Raw genomic sequence first — 18,253 nt, 5'->3', positions numbered from 1 at the left:
GAATATTATAAAATAATATTTATGGGAGATGACAAAATGAAAAATAAAATACTACAAACTATAATGGCCATATTTCTTATGATTATATTGAGTTTATCCATAATGACAGTAACTCTATTATTTTCAAGGGCTGTGGCAGACGTTAATTTACTGAATACCTATTTTGCAGACAAGCTGCTAATACTGATGAACTTTTTACCTATATTTTTATTTATGGTATTTGCCTATTTAATATTTAATAGGCTTTGGGCAAGTTTTTCACTTACTAGCTTATTATTTATTACTTTATCCATAATAAATAAGTTAAAGTTAAGCTATAGAGATGATCCATTTACATTTATAGACTTAAAACTATTTGGTGAATCCTTGACCATGGCTAAAAAATATGATGTTGGTTTAAGTAAAGAAATAATAATTATGATACTTTTATTTATAGGCATTGCCATTGCTCTTAAATTTCTCTGTAATTATAAGATTAATTCTTCTAAGATGAGAGTAGTGCTTTTGGCTATATTCATAATTGGGACTACAATAATATCTAAGGAATTTTACTTTAATCCTAAAGTATATGCACAAGTAGGAGATAAGTCCAATATAAATATATGGATAAAGACCCAACAGTTTCAAGTAAGGGGTTTCGTATATCCCTTTATTTATAGTTCCCTTGATGCAGTAGAGCAAAAGCCTGAAGGATACAATAAGGCAGAGGCAGTAACTGCTTTTAATTCCATTGATCCTATGGACATAAGAGAAGAAGAAAAAGTAAATATAATAGCCATTATGTTAGAAGCCTATAATGACTTCTCTAAATTTCCAGGTGTAGATTTAAATATAGATATATATAAAAACTTTCATGACATTCAAAAGGAATCTATTCATGGGAATTTAGTAACCAATATATTTGCAGGAGATACAATAAAAACTGAAAGAGGGTTTTTAACTGGGTTTCACAACCAGCCTAAATATTATAAACAAACCAATTCCTTTGTGTGGTATCTAAAGGAACAAGGCTATAGGACAGAAGCCATGCACCCAATTACAGGACAATTTTATAATCGACAAAATGCAAATGAGTATTTGGGATTTGACTACTTTGAACATATGGATAATAGATATAAGGATATATCCCCAGATTATCTAAGGGATGAAGATTTCTTTAAATATATAATAGAAGGATACGAAAAAAATAAAGGTAAATCACCTTATTTCAATTTCTCAGTAACATATCAAAACCATGGACCTTATTCGGAAGAGGCAAATACAGATAAGGAATATTTAAAGAAAAAAGATAAGTATGATGAAAAACTATATAATATAATAAACAATTATTTTACAGGAATAAATAAAACGGACAAGGCTTTGAAGGATTTAGTTGATTACTTTAGAAAAGAAGAAGAACCAACTATAATCATTTTATTTGGAGACCATAACCCTTGGCTTGGAAAAGAAAACTCAGGATATACCATGATGGATATAAACTTAGATTTATCCACTGTAGAAGGATTTGAAAATTACTATGAGACTCCTTATTTGATATGGGGAAATAATAGTGCAAAGGAGGTTTTGCAAAAGGATTTTCAAGGCAGAGGAAATGACATAAGTCCAAACTTCCTAATGGCAGAACTATTTCAGTATCTAGACTGGGAAGGAAATGAATATATGCAGGAAATAGTAAAACTAAAAGAAAATATAGATGTAGTTCACCAACTTTTCTTCAAGGAAAATGGAGAATATAAAAAAGAGTTATCAGAAGAAAATAAAAAGCTTTGGGAAGACTTTAAAAACAAAGAGTATTACTATAGTCATGATTTTAAGAAATAAGGTGTTAAAAGGGATTTTCCCTTTTAACATCTTGCTTATCAGGAGGTAAAAATGACATTATCAATTTTATTTATATTAAAAACAATTTTGTATATGAACATTACTACAGTGGAATTCAATCAATTATCAATATTTTTAATTACATATATGATTACATTGTTAATTATATCTTTAATAGACCAAACTAAACTCAAGTATAAAAATGGAATTATAATAATATTTTATAGTTTAATATCTTTTATAATGTTTGTTGATGTAATTTATTATATGCAGTTTGCATCTTTACCATCAGTGGCTATGCTAAGTCAAACTAAGCAATTGACCGCAGTGGGAGATAGTATAAAGTACTTAGTAGATATAAAAAACTTACTATTGATATTAGATATACCTATATTGATACTTATATTTTTATATAAAATAGATAAAGTAAAGTGCCCTGTATTGAAAAAGGTAAGAACCTATATAATATTAGGAATTTTAGCATTAGCTGTAATATATGTAAATATTACAGACCAAAATCAATCTATAAAGGCACAAGAATTTTATTCTTTTCATGCTATAGATGTGGTAAATAACATGAGTAAAGTCTTTTCCAAAGAGGTAAATACTAGATTAACAGAAGAAGATATAAATGAGTTGAAAAATAGAACAGAAATACAAGAAGGGAAATTATCTAGTTTAGGCAAAGATAGGAATCTAATAGTATTGCAAGTTGAGTCCTTACAAAATTTTGTAATTAATATGGAATATGAAGGACAAGAAGTTACGCCAAATCTAAACAAACTTATAAAGGATAGTTCTTCAGTATACTATGACAAATATTATCAATTAATAGGAAGAGGAAACACATCTGATGCAGAGTTTGTATCACATAACTCCATGTATCCTTCCATGGAAGAGCCAAGTTATGTACAGTATGAAAACAATAAATTCTATGGATTGCCTTGGCTTCTTCGAGACAATGGATATACTGCCTGGGCAATGCACGGTTATAAGAAGGAGTTTTGGAATAGAGAAAAGGCATATATTGCACAGGGGTTTCAAAGATTTATATCTGAAGAGGACTATGAATTTGAAGAAACAATAGGTTTTGGACTAAGAGATGAAGATTTTTTAAAACAATCAATAGAATATATAAAAGAAATGGATAATATGGATGAAAACCCTTTTTATGCCTTTTTGATAACTTTAACCTCCCATGCTCCATATAAAATGTCTGAAGAATATCATGGACTAAATTTAAACGAGAAGCATAAAGATACTTTATTAGGTAATTATTTGCAATCTATACATTATACAGATAAATATATAGGAGAATTTATTGAGAACTTGAAAGAAACTGGAATATATGAAGAAAGTGTAATAGCACTATATGGCGACCATTTTGCTATATCCAGTACTCAAAAAGAAGTACAAGATATGATGTCAGAATTTCTAGGACAGCACTATGATTTTGATACTATGATGAATATACCATTGATTATCAATATACCAGGAGAAACAATTAAAGAGACCATATCCACAGTAGGCAGTCCCTTGGATTTTTACCCGACTATTATGAATATTATGGGGTATAAAAATGAAAAGGGCTTAGTATTCGGCAGAGATTTGACAAATTACACAGGCAATAATTTTGTAGCTCCACAGACATATATGTTAAAAGGGTCCTTTATAGATAAAGATACACTATTTGTCGTATCTAGAGATGGTATATTTGAACATAGCAGAGCCGTAAACAAGAAAACTGGAAAAGAAGTAGAAGTAGAACAGTTTAGAGAACAATATGAAAAAGCAATAGAAGAAATAAACAAGTCAGAATTTATTTTAAAGAAGGATATATTAAAAATCTATATGGAAAACAACGGACAGATAAATCTGGAGCAACTGGAGGATATTCAGATAGAAAATAAGGAGTTGATAAAAGCAGGTGATTACGGTTCAATTGAGGACTTAGAGGAAGATTACAATAAGGGGTATAGGCTTTTGGCTCTTACCTTAGAATGGGAAGATGAAGACACAATAATCATAAAAAACAATACATCCAAAATAACAATGGCTGATTTGGCAAAATGGGTGAGAAAAAAAGAAGATGTATATATAGTCCTAAGAACTATGGAAGAAAATGAAGATATATTTGTAAAATTAAAAGAAGAATATGAGGAATTTAGATATAGATTTATACCAGAAATAAAATATTTTGACCACTATATACCTGTATCATATATGGGCTTTAGAAATGTAATATTGGATATAAGTAGTGGGGACTATAATGAAAATGAAATTATAGATTTCCTAAGGAGATACCCTAACTTTGGGGTGACAATGTCTGAACCACAATTACAATCAGATTTAGTAAAGAAAATTAGGGAGCTGGGAGTCAATCCTTACTTAGACAGCATAACCAATGAAAGGGAACTTAAAAAATTACAAAGAAAGGGAATTTTTGGAGGCTTTATAAAATAAATAGAATACTAATTTTGGGAGGTATATATGAAAAAGACAATAGCATTTCTACTAATCTTAACCTTGTTAATACCAAGTACTGTATGGGGAGAATCACAAAGCACATATGAAGAAAAAGAAGCAAATTTACTTTTCTTTGTAGACGTATTGGATTATATACAGGAAAAGTACCCCTTTGAAATAGATGAGGATAAATTAATTGAAGGAGCACTAAAGGGAATGTTAGGTTCTTTAGACCCTTATAGTGACTATTATAATTCAGAAGAAGCAGAAATTATATATAAGAATTTATTTGGCACCTTTGGAGGTATAGGTGTAACCATAGAAGAAAAAGAAGGATATATAAATATAAAAAACACATTAAAGGATCAACCAGCACAAAAGGCAGGTATAAAGGAAAACGATCTTATTGTATCTGTAGATAATATGGATATAAAAAATTTACCACTAGAAAAAGTATCCTCTATGATTCAAGGAGAAAAAGGTACAGCAGTAAAACTTGGAATTAAAAGAGGCAGTGAAGTTTTAACCTTTAATATAAAAAGAGATATTATAGAAATAAGTCCTGTAAAATCGGAAATTCTAAAGGAGAAAATAGGATATATAAAAATAGAGGAATTTAATTCTCAAACCACTGTAGAAACAAAGAAAGCACTAAATGAATTTGATAATAAGAAAATCACAAAGGTAATCTTAGACCTTAGGGATAATCCAGGTGGACAGCTTAGTGAAGCAGTAACCATATCTAACTTATTTGTACCAAAAGGAGATGTGGTTCATATAAAAGAAAAAAACAAAGCACTATTAACCCATGTATCTACCTTGGAAAAATCTAAATATAAATTGGCAGTACTAGTAAATGAAAATTCAGCATCAGCCTCAGAAATTGTAGCAGGAGCAATCAAGGATAGAAAAGCAGGAACATTAATAGGTACAAAAACCTTTGGCAAAGGAATAGTTCAAACTCTAATGCCTGTAGATGATGGCAGTATTATAAAAATGACTACAGCAGAATATCTAACACCAAATAAAATATCTATCCACGGCAAAGGAATAGAGCCAGATATAAAAGTAGAGAATACAGATAAGGACTTACAATTAAATAAAGCAATAGAAATATTAAAATAGAGAAGGTGCCTGCACCCTCTCGTATTTTTTTGTCCATAATTAAGATGATAGAAAAAATAATTAAATAAACTGAATATAAAAAAAATACAACAAATATATCATAACTCGTAAAAAAATTACACATAATAAATATATAATGATATAATAAGCTTAAGGAGATGATATGTATGTTATCAAAAATAATTTTGAATAATTTCAAATCATTTAAAAATAAAACAGAGATAGATTTTACAAAGACAAACTATAGATTTCTTACGGATACGAATGTTTCAGATAATGGGATTATAAAAGGATGTTTGTTTGTTGGAGCTAATGCATCGGGAAAATCCAATATTATACTGGCTATTAAACTATTATTGGATTTATTATTTAAGGAAAGAGAAATTAATTCAGGATTGTTTCTATGCCTTTTTTCTAAGGAAAATGATTTCTCAATTGATTATTATTTTTCAGTAGAGGAAAGTAAAATTAGATACTTTATAAAACACAATCCATCAAGGGGACTTATTTGTGAAACCCTTTATTTAGACGATAAAATAATTTTAGAAAGAATTGGTACTAATGCAAAGTCTTATATAAATGGAGAAAAAGAAATGATTTATGATGAAAATGACTTAAGCAAAGATACGTTATTTCTTAGGACATTATATTTTAACACCAAGTTTGCTGGAAATAATATTCTAAAAGCCTGGTTTGATTTCTTGCAGAATTCCATATATATTGATGCTTTTGAAAAAAATGTAATTTCATATGGGAAAGAAGATATAGGGCTAAGCAACTATCTAAAATCCAATGGAACAAAAGATATTAATCGTTTCTTTGATAAATATAAATTCAACCAAAATATTAACTATTCAAAAGAAGACAAAAATCATAAGATTACGATCCAAATAGGAAAAGATGAAGAAAAGATGATTTTCTTTAGGAGGAAAGGTATTGATGCTCCAATTCCATTTAATGAAGAGTCTTTGGGGAATAGAACACTTTTAAATATTCTTCCTGCATTTCTGACCTTAGTTAATAAAGAAGGTATGCTTCTTGTTGATGAGTTTTCCAGTGGATTTCATAATGAGCTGGAAGAATTATTAATTCGATATTTTATGAGGGAATCGAATTCCTCGCAGATTTTATTTGTTTCACACTCAACTAATTTACTTTCAACTTCAATTATGAGACCTGACCAGATATATTCAGTAAACTTTAATGGCTCAGAAGGAAGTTGGGTAAAAAGATTTTCCGATGAACAGCCTAGAATGGCCCAAAACATGGAAAAAATGTATTTAAGTGGAGTATTCGAAGGGTTGCCTGGATATAATGAAGATTAATAAAGATAAAAGTATTGGTAGAGTACTATTTATAGTTGAAGGAGCAAGGACAGAATTCTCTTTATTAAGAAGAATTTTTTGTGATGTTTTGGGATATGAGTATATTGAAAAACGAAGAAGTAGGGCTAAATTCTTCCAAAATAAAAATAAACACTCCTCTAAAATAGCAGTGATTAATACAGAACAGTCAAATATATCCGATATACTTGATGAAAATGATTATTTAGATGACGTTATTGCAGAATTAGTAACTAAATATAGTTTTCCAGTAGATAGATCTGCCGTTTATTATTTATTTGATAGAGATCCAAAGTCTAATGTAGATACTAATTTAATCGTAGGGCTATTAAATAGCCTAAAAAATCCATATGAAAATGATGAATTAATGGGTGGATTATTATTGTTAAGCTATCCTTCAATTGAAGCTTATACAGTTTCAAACTTCATTGAAGACTCTCATAATATGGAGTTTTCTTTGGGGAAGGATGTGAAAGATTATATAACTGCTAATAAACAGATACAATTTAATATGGTAAGTGAAAGTACTATAGAAAAAGCAGCACGTGAACTGATGAAGTATTTAGAGGAGGAAAGAGTTCAAACAGATATTGATTATTTTGGAGAAGTAAATTCCAAGATTTTTTTAAAACAAGAAAAGTATTTCGAATCTCATGCAAAATATAAGCTGGTTAGCCTACTGTCAGTAGCATTTATCCAACTTGGAATAATTGAAATACAATGATTTAAGCCATAAGAGTTATGGCTTTTTTCTATTTAAGATTTAACAGATTTTGTCGATATATATATATGAGGAATTATCATGATTAGGGGGAATCGGAATGAGAAAGATATTTAGTGTAATTGTAGCAATGATTTTAATAATAGGAGGATTTTCATTAGATGTACATGGAAGTGCAAATAATACAGAAAAGCCTAGACCAAAAGTTATAAGCACTACACCAGGATATGAACAAAAATATCTTAATCCAGAGAATTTATTTGAAAGATTTCCCACGGAAACAGCTGGAGAATATATAGAAGGATATTATCTTACAGTAGTATTTAATAATATAGAAAGTGGGATAAAACCTCTAAATAAATATCCACAAGGGGTTACCTTAAGCATAAAGGGCGAAAGTGAAAATATGGTGGATAGCAATAAAGAAATGAATATTAAAGAAAATAAAGATAAAAAAGAGCTGACAATCTATATACCTTTAAGAGAAAAGTTAAAAGATAATCAGATATATAACGGATATATTCCAGAAAGTATAATTGGAGATAGTACTGATATAGAGAAAACTGGAAACACAGAATACAGATGGTCCTTTAGTACAAATTATTTTCCAAAGGCTGAGAGGCTATATGAAGGCTCAATAGTGGAATCATATGATTGGCGTTACCCAATGGTTATAGATGGTTCTATGTTTCATGAAAATACTTATGTAGAGTTCAGAGCCTCTACAGGTAGAATATATAGTCCAGACAGAGTATCTGTATATGATGAACAACTATATATATACTTGCCAAGGAGAGGATTACCAGTAGGATTGTACGATATAATAATAAGCAATGGGAGAGATTATGATACCTTTATGGTATATGGAGTACTTTCAGTAGTAGAAGAAGGAGACTACATACCAAATCAAGAATATAAAATAATCCAAAATAGTAGCTATGGTATAGTAAAGGGAGATTTAAACTCAAGTAAGGATACATTGGAGCTTAAATCTAGGGAATTAGATAAATATTATTTAGAAATAAACCTAGATGAACTAATGGGGAACAATACATGGGTAAGGAACATAGAATATCCCACTTCATGGAGTAGTAATTTAGGAGAATTGGTACTAAAGTCCAAATGGACAAATGTATCCATAAAAAGTCCAAAGCTCTATGGAAGTACAGATGAAAAAAATATAAACTTTAGAGTAGGCAGAGTAGAACAAAGTATAGCAGATATTTTAAAGAAAAAATTAATAGATAAAAATATAAAATCCAATTTCATAGAAGTATCAGGCAATAACTTTGATTTTGCTGGTTTAACCATAGAAATACCATATTTTGAATCAGATGGAAGAAGACTAAAAATATTAAGATACGATGAAGAACTAAGGATATTTGAAGAAATAGTATCTACAACGGAATTCATAGATGGAAAAGTAAAAGGAATAACCAATCGACCAGGCATCTTTGTAGTAGTAGAATAGGGGGGAGAAGTTTGAAAAGAATATTAAGTTTTGTTTTGGCACTTGCAATAATATTAGGGGTAATTCCCATAGATAACATTGTCTTTGCTGCTGAGGAAGGACAAATAAGGATTTCAAGAATTAAAGTAACTAAATATATTAAAGACTTCAACAATAGAAGTGAAGCATACTACAGTATATTGATTTATGGAGATAATCTTGACGGAGTAGGTATAGGAGTTAGGAACAAAGGTGGTGGAAATCAAATAGAACCTGCTAAACAGAACCCTGTTATAAAAAATGAATTTATAGCACCAGCTTCAGATGATTATGAAAGCGAAATTTATATAACTTATAATGGTTATTTAAGAGCATCTATTGATGTACAGCTTCCAGCCATAGATAATATAGATCCTGCCAGTGGTATAGTGGACACCAGTGAAGATACTACAAACCAAGGAATCAAAATGGGAGTATCTGGAGATACAGTTGGAATATCCGCAAAGCTTTATCAAGGAAGTAACTCTATTCCATTAACATATGGTGGAGGAAAGTATAATGTAGATAGTACCTTAATAAAGGATAAATCAGGATCATGGAACGTATCCTTTACTAAAGGTGCAAAAGATCAAGCATTAGATGGTGGATTAAGCGGTCCTGTGGGTAGCACCACAAGAGTAGAAGTGGAAGGTCAGTATACAGATATATTTTCCTTGAGAAAGAAGTTAGGTGTATCTGACGATATTACCATGTTTCCGAACCAAGGACCTAGGGGAACAGAAGTTACACTAAAGGCAGATAACCTAATACCTGGTGTTAGTATCTTTTTCCTAAAAACAAAGGATGAAGAATTTGCAACTAAAAACATGGTACAAAATGAAACCATAACCTACACTCCTAAGGGTGGAGATGAGACTAAGGATACAATTAAATTCAGAGTACCATCTACTCTAGATAATCTTGGAAATTACTATGTAGTTCTTACAAATAGAGTAGACCCTAAAAGCAGTATTAAATCCCAAATAAATAGTTATAAAATAATAGAAAGTCCTCAATTCATACTTGTAGATGGGAGAAGTGGTGTAAAAATAGATAGTATAACACCAAACCAAGGACCTATAAAGGGTATAGATGCAGAACTAAAGGGTATGAACATGGGAAGAATAAGTAAAGATATTTATAATGGCGGAACTATAAATGGAAATTTGGATATAAGCGATAGTGAAAAGGTGGTCATTAAATATAACGGTGGAAAATTTAATGGCAAAGAAGTGGAACATTTAACTAGGACAATCCAAGTATTTGTAGGAGGAATAGCAAGATTCATTGATATACCAGATATTGAAAAGGATGTATTTGACTATTTTAAAATAAGAGTACCTGAAAACAATGATTTAGAAAAGTCAGTTCAAGATGTATATGTGGAAATCAAAACCAATATAAAATACAAAGATGATCCTCAAATATATGAAATAACAGAAACAGATACATTAAAAAATGGTTTTACCTATCTTCCAATAGACTATGTACCAGAAATAACAAGTATAGTACCAGATAAAATACCTGTAGACGCTGGAGGAAGAGTCACAGAGGATTTTATTATATCTATAATGGGAAAGAATTTCTTAAAATATAGATATATGGATGGAAATACAATTAAATTTAAATTGCCAAAAGTTGATATATTGAATCAAACAAACTCTGGAGATTGGTTTAAGGATGTAAAGGTATATGATAGTAATGGAAATGAAATAGAAGGAACAGATGGCAGAGAACTAGGTACTAGGATTACTGTAACGGTAAAAAAGGGTTCTTATATTCCACAAGGAATATGGGGAAATCCAGTAGACTTAAAAGTCACTAACCCTCTAAAAATAAATACTGAAGATGATGAAGGTTCCAATGCCCTTGGAAAAATAAGTTTTGTTCAAGTAAGAGAAGATAAAACTCCAACTATAACCTCAGTTACACCAAATGTAGTAACCACAGCAGGAGAAAAAGGAATAGTTATAACAGGACAAAAATTCTTCCCTGGAGTAAAAGTATATATAGATGGAGAAGAAGTTAAAAATATAAAAAGAAATGAATTAGGTACAGAAATAATATTTGATGCACCAGCAAAACCAGAAAGTTTTGTGCAAATAATAGTTCAAAATGAAGAAGGTGGAGCAGCTGTATTCTATCCATTTACCTATGTAAAAACATATACAAGACCTAGATTCATAGATTTTAACCCTAAGAAAGGTACAGCAGATACTTTAGTAACTATAAAAGGAGAAAATCTGGTATTACCAAATCCATTGGTTAAAGATTTAAGTGGAAATGGAATAGATAAACTCATAGGAACTAAAGTTTTATTAGGTGGGAAAGATATAAATGAATACAATAGAAACCCAGTAACAGGAGCAATAGAATTACAAGATTACAGTTCATCAGACCATATAATCAAAAATGAAAGTGGAAATATAGTATTATCAGATTACTATTATAGTGTAATCTTACAACAAGGTACTACAGATCCTATATACTATACAATCTATTTTGATACTAAAACAGGAGAAGTAAAATTAACAGATGGAGATAGAGGAATATATATTTTAAGAGGAAAAGGCAGTGGAATAGTAGGATTTAAAGATGGAAAAGAATACGATTTAACAGTAGGAAAAGATCCTATTACTGAAAAAGATTTCATTGAAATAGATGGAAAAACCTTAAACATAATGACTCCTTATGCTGTAACAGGTGGTAAAATCACAGGAAACAAGGTAAAGGTAATCAACAACAGTGAATTACAATTTACAGTACCACCAATGGCCAGAGAGGGATATTATGATGTAACTATTGTCAACCCAGATACAACTAGAGACTCTAAAACTGGAAACAATGGATTTTACTATGCTTTCCATCCAGAGTATAACTTGGATATTGTAAGTATACAGCCAAATGAAGGTTCAGTTGATGGAGGATATTATATAACAATAACTGGAAGTGAAAGCAAAAAGTTTATAGACAATGGAGGAGACAATAAAACATCTGTATTTATAGGTGGAGTAAAAGTAGATCCAAAAGATGTGGAAATATCCATAGATCGTAAAAGTATAATAGTAAAAGTACCAAAATACTCTGGAGACTTGTCTACGGAAACTGAAATGGATAGAAAAACAGTTCCAGTAGTAGTAGTAAATCCAGATGGAGGTAGTGGAAAAAAAGAAGATGGATTCTCTTATATACTTCCCATAAGCTATCCTAAAATAAGCAATGTAATAGAAAAAGAAGGAAGTGCAGCAGGAGATATAACAGTATATGTAGAAGGTTCGGAGTTTAGATTCTATGAGCCATATAGGGATTTAAACAACAACTTGCAGTATGATGATGGAGAACCTTTTACAGATCTAAATAAGGATAAGAAATGGACAGATCTAAGAGGTAAAAAAATGGAGGACTTATCTGAAGACGATAAAAAAATCCTTCCTAGAATATATTTTGGTGGACAATTAGCAACTATTGTAAGCTTTACTTCCACAATGATAGAAGTAAAAACCCCAAAGGGACAAGCAGGAACAGTAGATGTATACTTAATAAATAATGACCAAGGTATATCAAATAAAGTCAACTATACCTACAAGGCTTCTTCACCAAAGATAACAAATGTAAGCCCAAGTATAGGTAAAAAACAAGGTGGAGACAAGGTAGAGATATTAGGGGGAGGATTTACTACAAGTAATATTAGAGTATATAATTCAACTAATATACCTACTGGAAGAAAAACCATACAGCTAGTACAATTTGGAGATAGCAACAATAAATCTGTATCCAATAAAAGTGTAACTAGTACAGGTGATAAAAACACAGGAAACTTTTCAGAAAATAGAACAAAAGACATTGAAATAGGAAATCTTACAGTAAAATATGAAAATGGAAAGTTAATGGTTAGCCTTATAGAAGGAGTAGGAGATACAAAGGTAGAATATGAAAATACATTTGACTATGATATGGAAGAAATATTCCTTCCAATAAATCTACTAAAAGATAAAGATGATAACTCATATAATGGAAACGAACTAGTACGGATAAAAGTAGAAAGATTACCAGGAGCAAGTACCACATCTAGACTTAGAATAGATAGAGGATTTTCTCCAAATGCGACACTAAAAAATAGTGGACATATAGATATAATCACTCCAAATTACTATACTGTAGGTAAAGTTCCAGTAACAGTTATAAATCCAGATGGTGGGGAGGCTAAGGGTGAATTTGAATACAAGAATCCAGACAGTAACCCTCAGATTACAAATATCCTAAAAGATGGAGAGCCTGGATACACTACAGATGATGGAAGAACCATAATAGAAGTAAACTATTTGGGTGGAAATGTCATAGAAGTTCAGGGAAGGGATTTTAGAAAACCTGTAAAAATAGAAATAGGAGATATAAAAATAAATGTTCCTATAGAATATAGTCCTGATGAAACCATATCAAATACATTAAGATTTACTATGCCAGCAGTAGACAGTAAATATATAAATACCTATCATAAATTAAAAGTAATAAATGAAGATGGAGGAACTTGTGATTCTGACAAAATAGAAATTAGATTTATTATGCCAGAGGTTACAGGGCTACAAATAACAAAAGTAACTCCAAACTTTGGACCAACTTCAGGAGGGACAGTAATTACCATAGAAGGTAAAGACTTCAGAGAAAAGATAGATGGCAGGGGAGAACTAAAAGTATATATAACTAAGGGAAATACACAAATAAGAGTACCACAAGAAGATATAATTTCCATAAGTATAGATAAAATAGTTCTAAGAACTCCAGCTTATGAAGCAGGAAAAGTAGGAATAAAAGTGGAAAACCCCGATGGAGGAATAGCAGAATTAAAGGATGCCTTCACCTATGTAAGTAATCCAAAGATAAACTCCGTAGTAAGTCCAGAAGATGATAGAAGAATTATAGAGACCATATCCATAGAAGGTGGAGAAAAAATAAAGATTTTAGGAAGCGACTTCATGGAAGGAGCAAAAGTAATATTTGTACCAAATTTAAGAAAGCTAATGGATTCAGAAGAAGCAACAGATTATATTACCATAGGTGCAGATAGATATGTAATAGAAGGTGGAGTAGATGGTACAGAAATAGAAGTAGTAGACGGACAAACCATATTGGTGACAACCCCTGCTGGAAAACTTGGAGATAAAGGGGTTATAGTTGTAAATCCAGATAAAAGTGCTACTAATATATATAATATAACCTATGGTATACCAGAGACATCAGCACCTCTTGATGTACGAGCAGAAGTAGTATTTGACCAATTTATTAGAGTATTTTGGACAGGAGTAAAAGAAGCCTTTGAATATGAAATTTATATGAGTGAAGATGGAGGAAAATTTGAATTCATAGGCTCAACAGAGTTGACATCCTATTCAGTTCAGAAAATAAGTCCAAATACTAAATATCAATTTTTAGTAAGAGCCATAGGAAAATATGGTACATCAAAACCAATTAAAGAATCACAAAGTAATATAGTTACTACAGGTAGAGATGTAGGACCAAAGGATACAGATGGTAAACTAGGAGAAAATACTGTAATAAACAGAAATGGCAATGAAGCTAGTATAATCATAGGTTCTAAAGACTTTACATCTAAAGGTATGACAATAGACTTGACTAGAGGAAGTCTCCAAGGAGTAAATGATATATCCATTAGGATTCCAGCTAATATTATAGTGAATTCCACTGCAAAAATAACCGTTATTGGAAAAGATTATAATATGAACTTTAATCCAAGTATGTTTAAAAATACAACAATTATAAGCAACAAAGATAATTCAAATGCAGGTGTAGTATTTAAAATACTAACCTACAAAGGAGCTATAGATGCTAAAGCTGGAAATACAGTTTTAGGAACTGCTTATTTATTAGAAAGTAATATATATATAGGAAAAGATACAGAAAATATAGAGTACCTTAATGGAAATATTATATTTTCGCTGGAACACGATATGTTAAAGGCACAAAGCCGTAGGTTAAACAATATTCAAATGGTAAGATACGATAATGGAAGTAAGTCATGGATAAGCACCCAAGGAGTCAATAGGCTAGGGATATATACTGTAATAGGAAGTAGGCGATAATATGAAAAAAATAAGCATTATCTTATTGGCAGCATTGTTATTTATGAACTTTTCTATAGCCAATGCACAAGGAACCAATATTTATAAAGAAGGAGTTCTAGAGGGATATTTTATAGAAGCCATAGATAACAAAATAAAAGTAGAAGAATATAGTGGCACAATATATACCATTCCCATGATTAAAAACGTAGTGTTGGAAATAGACGGAAGACCTGTAAAGATTACAGACTTTAAAAGAGGAATGGAAGTATATATAACATTGCAAGGCAGAAATATAAAATACATGGATGCCTACTCAGTAGATAATCCAGCCTATATTCAACCGGGAGAAAAAGTAAGAATAGGAACTGTTTTAGGAATAGATAGAGATCAAATAGAAATCAAACTACCAACAGGAAAAAGGGAAGTATATTTTACTTCCCCTGCCACTGTAGTCACAAAAAATAAAGAAAATATTAATCTAAAAGAACTATATATAGGAGATAGAGTCAAGTTTTACTTTGATGACATAGATACATCCTATATAAGCAGAGTAAATATTCAAGGGGATTCTATTTTAATAAAGGATATTTATAGAGGACAGCTGACAGTAGCAGATTCTCTACAGGATATAATAGCCTTAGAAAAGGTAGATGTCTTTAGAAATGGTAAATGGACATCCTTAGGTAAAAATATAAAGGTCCCATATAACGGAAACCTTCCTATATATATAGGGGGTCAAAAGATAGATATAAAAAACCTAAAACATTATAAAGGTAAAACTGTTTATATGGCAATGAAAGACTATTTTGGCAAGGAAAAAGTAGAAAGAATGGTAGTAAAAGCACAATATGAAAATAACTTCTCTGAAAAAATAAGAGAAATAAACTGGTTGAGTAGCCAGATGGAACTAGGCAACAATAGAAATATTAACTTCCATGATGGAACCATAGTAGTTAAAAACAATAGATTAGTAGATGTATATAATCTAAATTCAGGTTCTGATGGGTTAATTATAGCAGATGGAAGAGGAAGTGATTTAACAGCAGATTTAGTCTATATATATAATGAAGATATAAATAATTCCAATATAGGTGGAGATCAATTATATGTAGGAAGACTAAATACAATCTTAGAAGATATATTGTACCTAAAGGATTTCTTCCTATTGGATAAAAACAACTGGGAATCCTTCAATGATGAAAAAGAATTTTTCTATGATGATGATACATTTATATATGATTTAGAAAACAATAAAGAAGTTTCACCTAAAGAATTTTTCTCAAGAGATTATTCGGTAGATGAAAACAATAGGAGAAATAGAACTAGAGACTGGTATGGATATTTATATACAGAGGGAGATAGAATTTCAGCAGCTTTTATAAAAAAATCCATGGACTCTCTTTTAAACCAAAGAACTACCATAGGTATAGTGGAGTCTAGTCCAGTGGAAGATAATAATATGGGCTGGTTTCTAAAATTGAGAAATAGTAAGGATTGGAGTACCATTAATGAACAGTGGATGGAAAAGAACTCAACTCTCAATATATATCTAAGGGAAGCTATGATTATAAAAAATGGACAAAGAGTTACAGTAAATGATATAAAATCAGGAGATAGCCTTTACATGGTAAGAGACGACAATATGGCAAAGGTAATTATCGTAAAATGAGGTGCAATATGAAAACAAAAATAATTTTAACACTATTGATTATCTGTTTACTAATACCAACTACATCTATGGCAACACCTTTAGAATTCGTAGGAGGAGTACAAAACGAGCATCAGTATGAGGAAATAGTATTTATTACAGGACAACCTATAAAATTTGTAGGAAGCTATAGTGCATCACAAAAAGTAAAGAATGAGGAAGAATCTGTAACATATAAATTCAAACTACAATCAGAAGAACCTAAAGTTTTAGGAAAGTTAGACAGGACAGTAACATATGTAACTAGTCTGTCAAAACACGCAGGAGTAGGACAAACCATAGGACAGACTTCAGTATCTAAATATAAAGAGACCATAAAGATAGGTAGTGATACCTACAACCTTACAGACTACCAATTTTCAAAATCAGATATAATAGATCAAAGACCAGCTTCTGATTTTTACTCAGGTAATATAAAAGGAAGAAAGTATTATGATTACAATAAAAGTCAAGGGAATGTAATCATAGATATAACAGGTGGAAATGTAGGATATGAAAACTTCTGGGGCAGTACAGAAACTCAAATCATAGACCATATAATCACAGCTGATATAGGGCAAAATTCATTCCAGGGTTCATATACCCACCAAGTATCAGATAGTATGACAAAGAGTTTAAGGTACTCTGAAAACGATGCAAGCTTTTCAAGCTTCCATGGAGGACATATTAGAGTTACAGAAAAAAATGTAGTATCTAAATACGACTATAGACTATCAAAGAGTCATGGCAGTATATCTTTAAGCCAAGACATGGTACCAAGATTAGAAAGACTAATCGTACCAAAGTTTAGAGATGTAAATGGTCATTGGGCAGAAGAAGATATAAAGAAACTATATTCTCTAGATGTATTTGAAGGAGGTAACACTACCTTCTCACCAGATACACCAATTACAAGATTAGATTTTACAAAGGCGATTATGAAAGCCTCAGATATACGAACATCTATGGAAGAAACAAAGAAAACCCGTAGAAGAAGAAATCAACCAGAGGAAGTATCATACTTTAAAGATATAGCTATTTCAAATGAAGACTATAAATATGTAAAATCAGCAGTAGACAGTAATATAATCGCAGGAATATCAAAGGATTTATTTGGCCCAAAGAAATCGCTAAAAAGATCAGAAGCCATAGTAATATTAGTACGTGCTTTGGGCTTTGAGAATAGAGCACCAAACCCTGGATATATGACATCCTTCTCCGATGATAAGGATATACCTAACTGGGCAAAGGATAGTATATATATGGCAAAGGAACTAAACCTCCTAGAAGGGGATAAAGCAAATAGAATAAATCCAAATGGGATACTAACAAGGGCAGAAGCCTCAGACCTAATAGTAAGATTCCTAGAATTCCTAGAAAAAGACTTACAGAGAGACTATAGAGACAATATAATAGAATTCTAAGGGGTCTCCCTTTGTAACACAACTGTAACATAACTGTAATTGTATTACAGAGAATATTAGTATATACTAATACCATAAAGATTTTAAGTAACGAATT

9 protein-coding genes are annotated in these 18,253 nt (G+C 30.8%); all 9 read left to right on the top strand.

The annotated features are described in order from the left end of the window. The first annotated feature begins 36 nt into the window (after positions 1-36). Positions 37-1,821 (top strand): LTA synthase family protein, encoded by a 1,785-nt coding sequence (locus KQI41_RS16205; RefSeq protein WP_216585716.1) that lies wholly within the window; start codon positions 37-39, stop codon positions 1,819-1,821. A gap of 51 nt (positions 1,822-1,872) precedes the next feature. Continuing rightward, positions 1,873-4,284 carry a sulfatase-like hydrolase/transferase gene (locus KQI41_RS16200; RefSeq protein WP_216585715.1) on the top strand — a complete coding sequence of 804 codons (2,412 nt, stop codon included), beginning with the start codon at positions 1,873-1,875 and terminating at the stop codon, positions 4,282-4,284. 27 nt (positions 4,285-4,311) lie between these two features. Beyond that, positions 4,312-5,412, top strand: coding sequence for a S41 family peptidase (locus KQI41_RS16195; protein ID WP_216585714.1), 1,101 nt, complete (start codon positions 4,312-4,314; stop codon positions 5,410-5,412). Positions 5,413-5,579: 167 nt separating this feature from the next. Continuing rightward, positions 5,580-6,737: an AAA family ATPase gene (locus KQI41_RS16190; protein WP_216585713.1), complete on the top strand. Its 1,158-nt coding sequence runs from the start codon at positions 5,580-5,582 to the stop codon at positions 6,735-6,737. Continuing rightward, positions 6,727-7,479: a hypothetical protein gene (locus KQI41_RS16185; protein WP_216585712.1), complete on the top strand. Its 753-nt coding sequence runs from the start codon at positions 6,727-6,729 to the stop codon at positions 7,477-7,479. Before KQI41_RS16190 ends, KQI41_RS16185 begins: the two co-directional genes overlap by 11 nt. A 97-nt stretch (positions 7,480-7,576) precedes the next feature. Beyond that, positions 7,577-8,947, top strand: coding sequence for a hypothetical protein (locus KQI41_RS16180; protein ID WP_216585711.1), 1,371 nt, complete (start codon positions 7,577-7,579; stop codon positions 8,945-8,947). Between the two features lie 11 nt (positions 8,948-8,958). Then, positions 8,959-15,063: an IPT/TIG domain-containing protein gene (locus KQI41_RS16175; RefSeq protein WP_216585710.1), complete on the top strand. Its 6,105-nt coding sequence runs from the start codon at positions 8,959-8,961 to the stop codon at positions 15,061-15,063. A gap of 1 nt (position 15,064) precedes the next feature. Then, the gene (locus KQI41_RS16170; protein WP_216585709.1) at positions 15,065-16,714 is read left to right on the top strand and encodes a hypothetical protein; all 1,650 of its coding nucleotides are present in this window, start codon (positions 15,065-15,067) and stop codon (positions 16,712-16,714) included. 8 nt (positions 16,715-16,722) lie between these two features. Beyond that, positions 16,723-18,156: an S-layer homology domain-containing protein gene (locus tag KQI41_RS16165; protein ID WP_216585708.1), complete on the top strand. Its 1,434-nt coding sequence runs from the start codon at positions 16,723-16,725 to the stop codon at positions 18,154-18,156. Positions 18,157-18,253 lie beyond the last annotated feature (97 nt).

The organism is Tissierella pigra (assembly GCF_018917845.1).
GTDB lineage: Bacteria > Bacillota > Clostridia > Tissierellales > Tissierellaceae > Tissierella > Tissierella pigra.
Note: the sequence above shows the minus strand (reverse complement) of the source record. Positions and strands in the feature narration are given on the sequence as shown.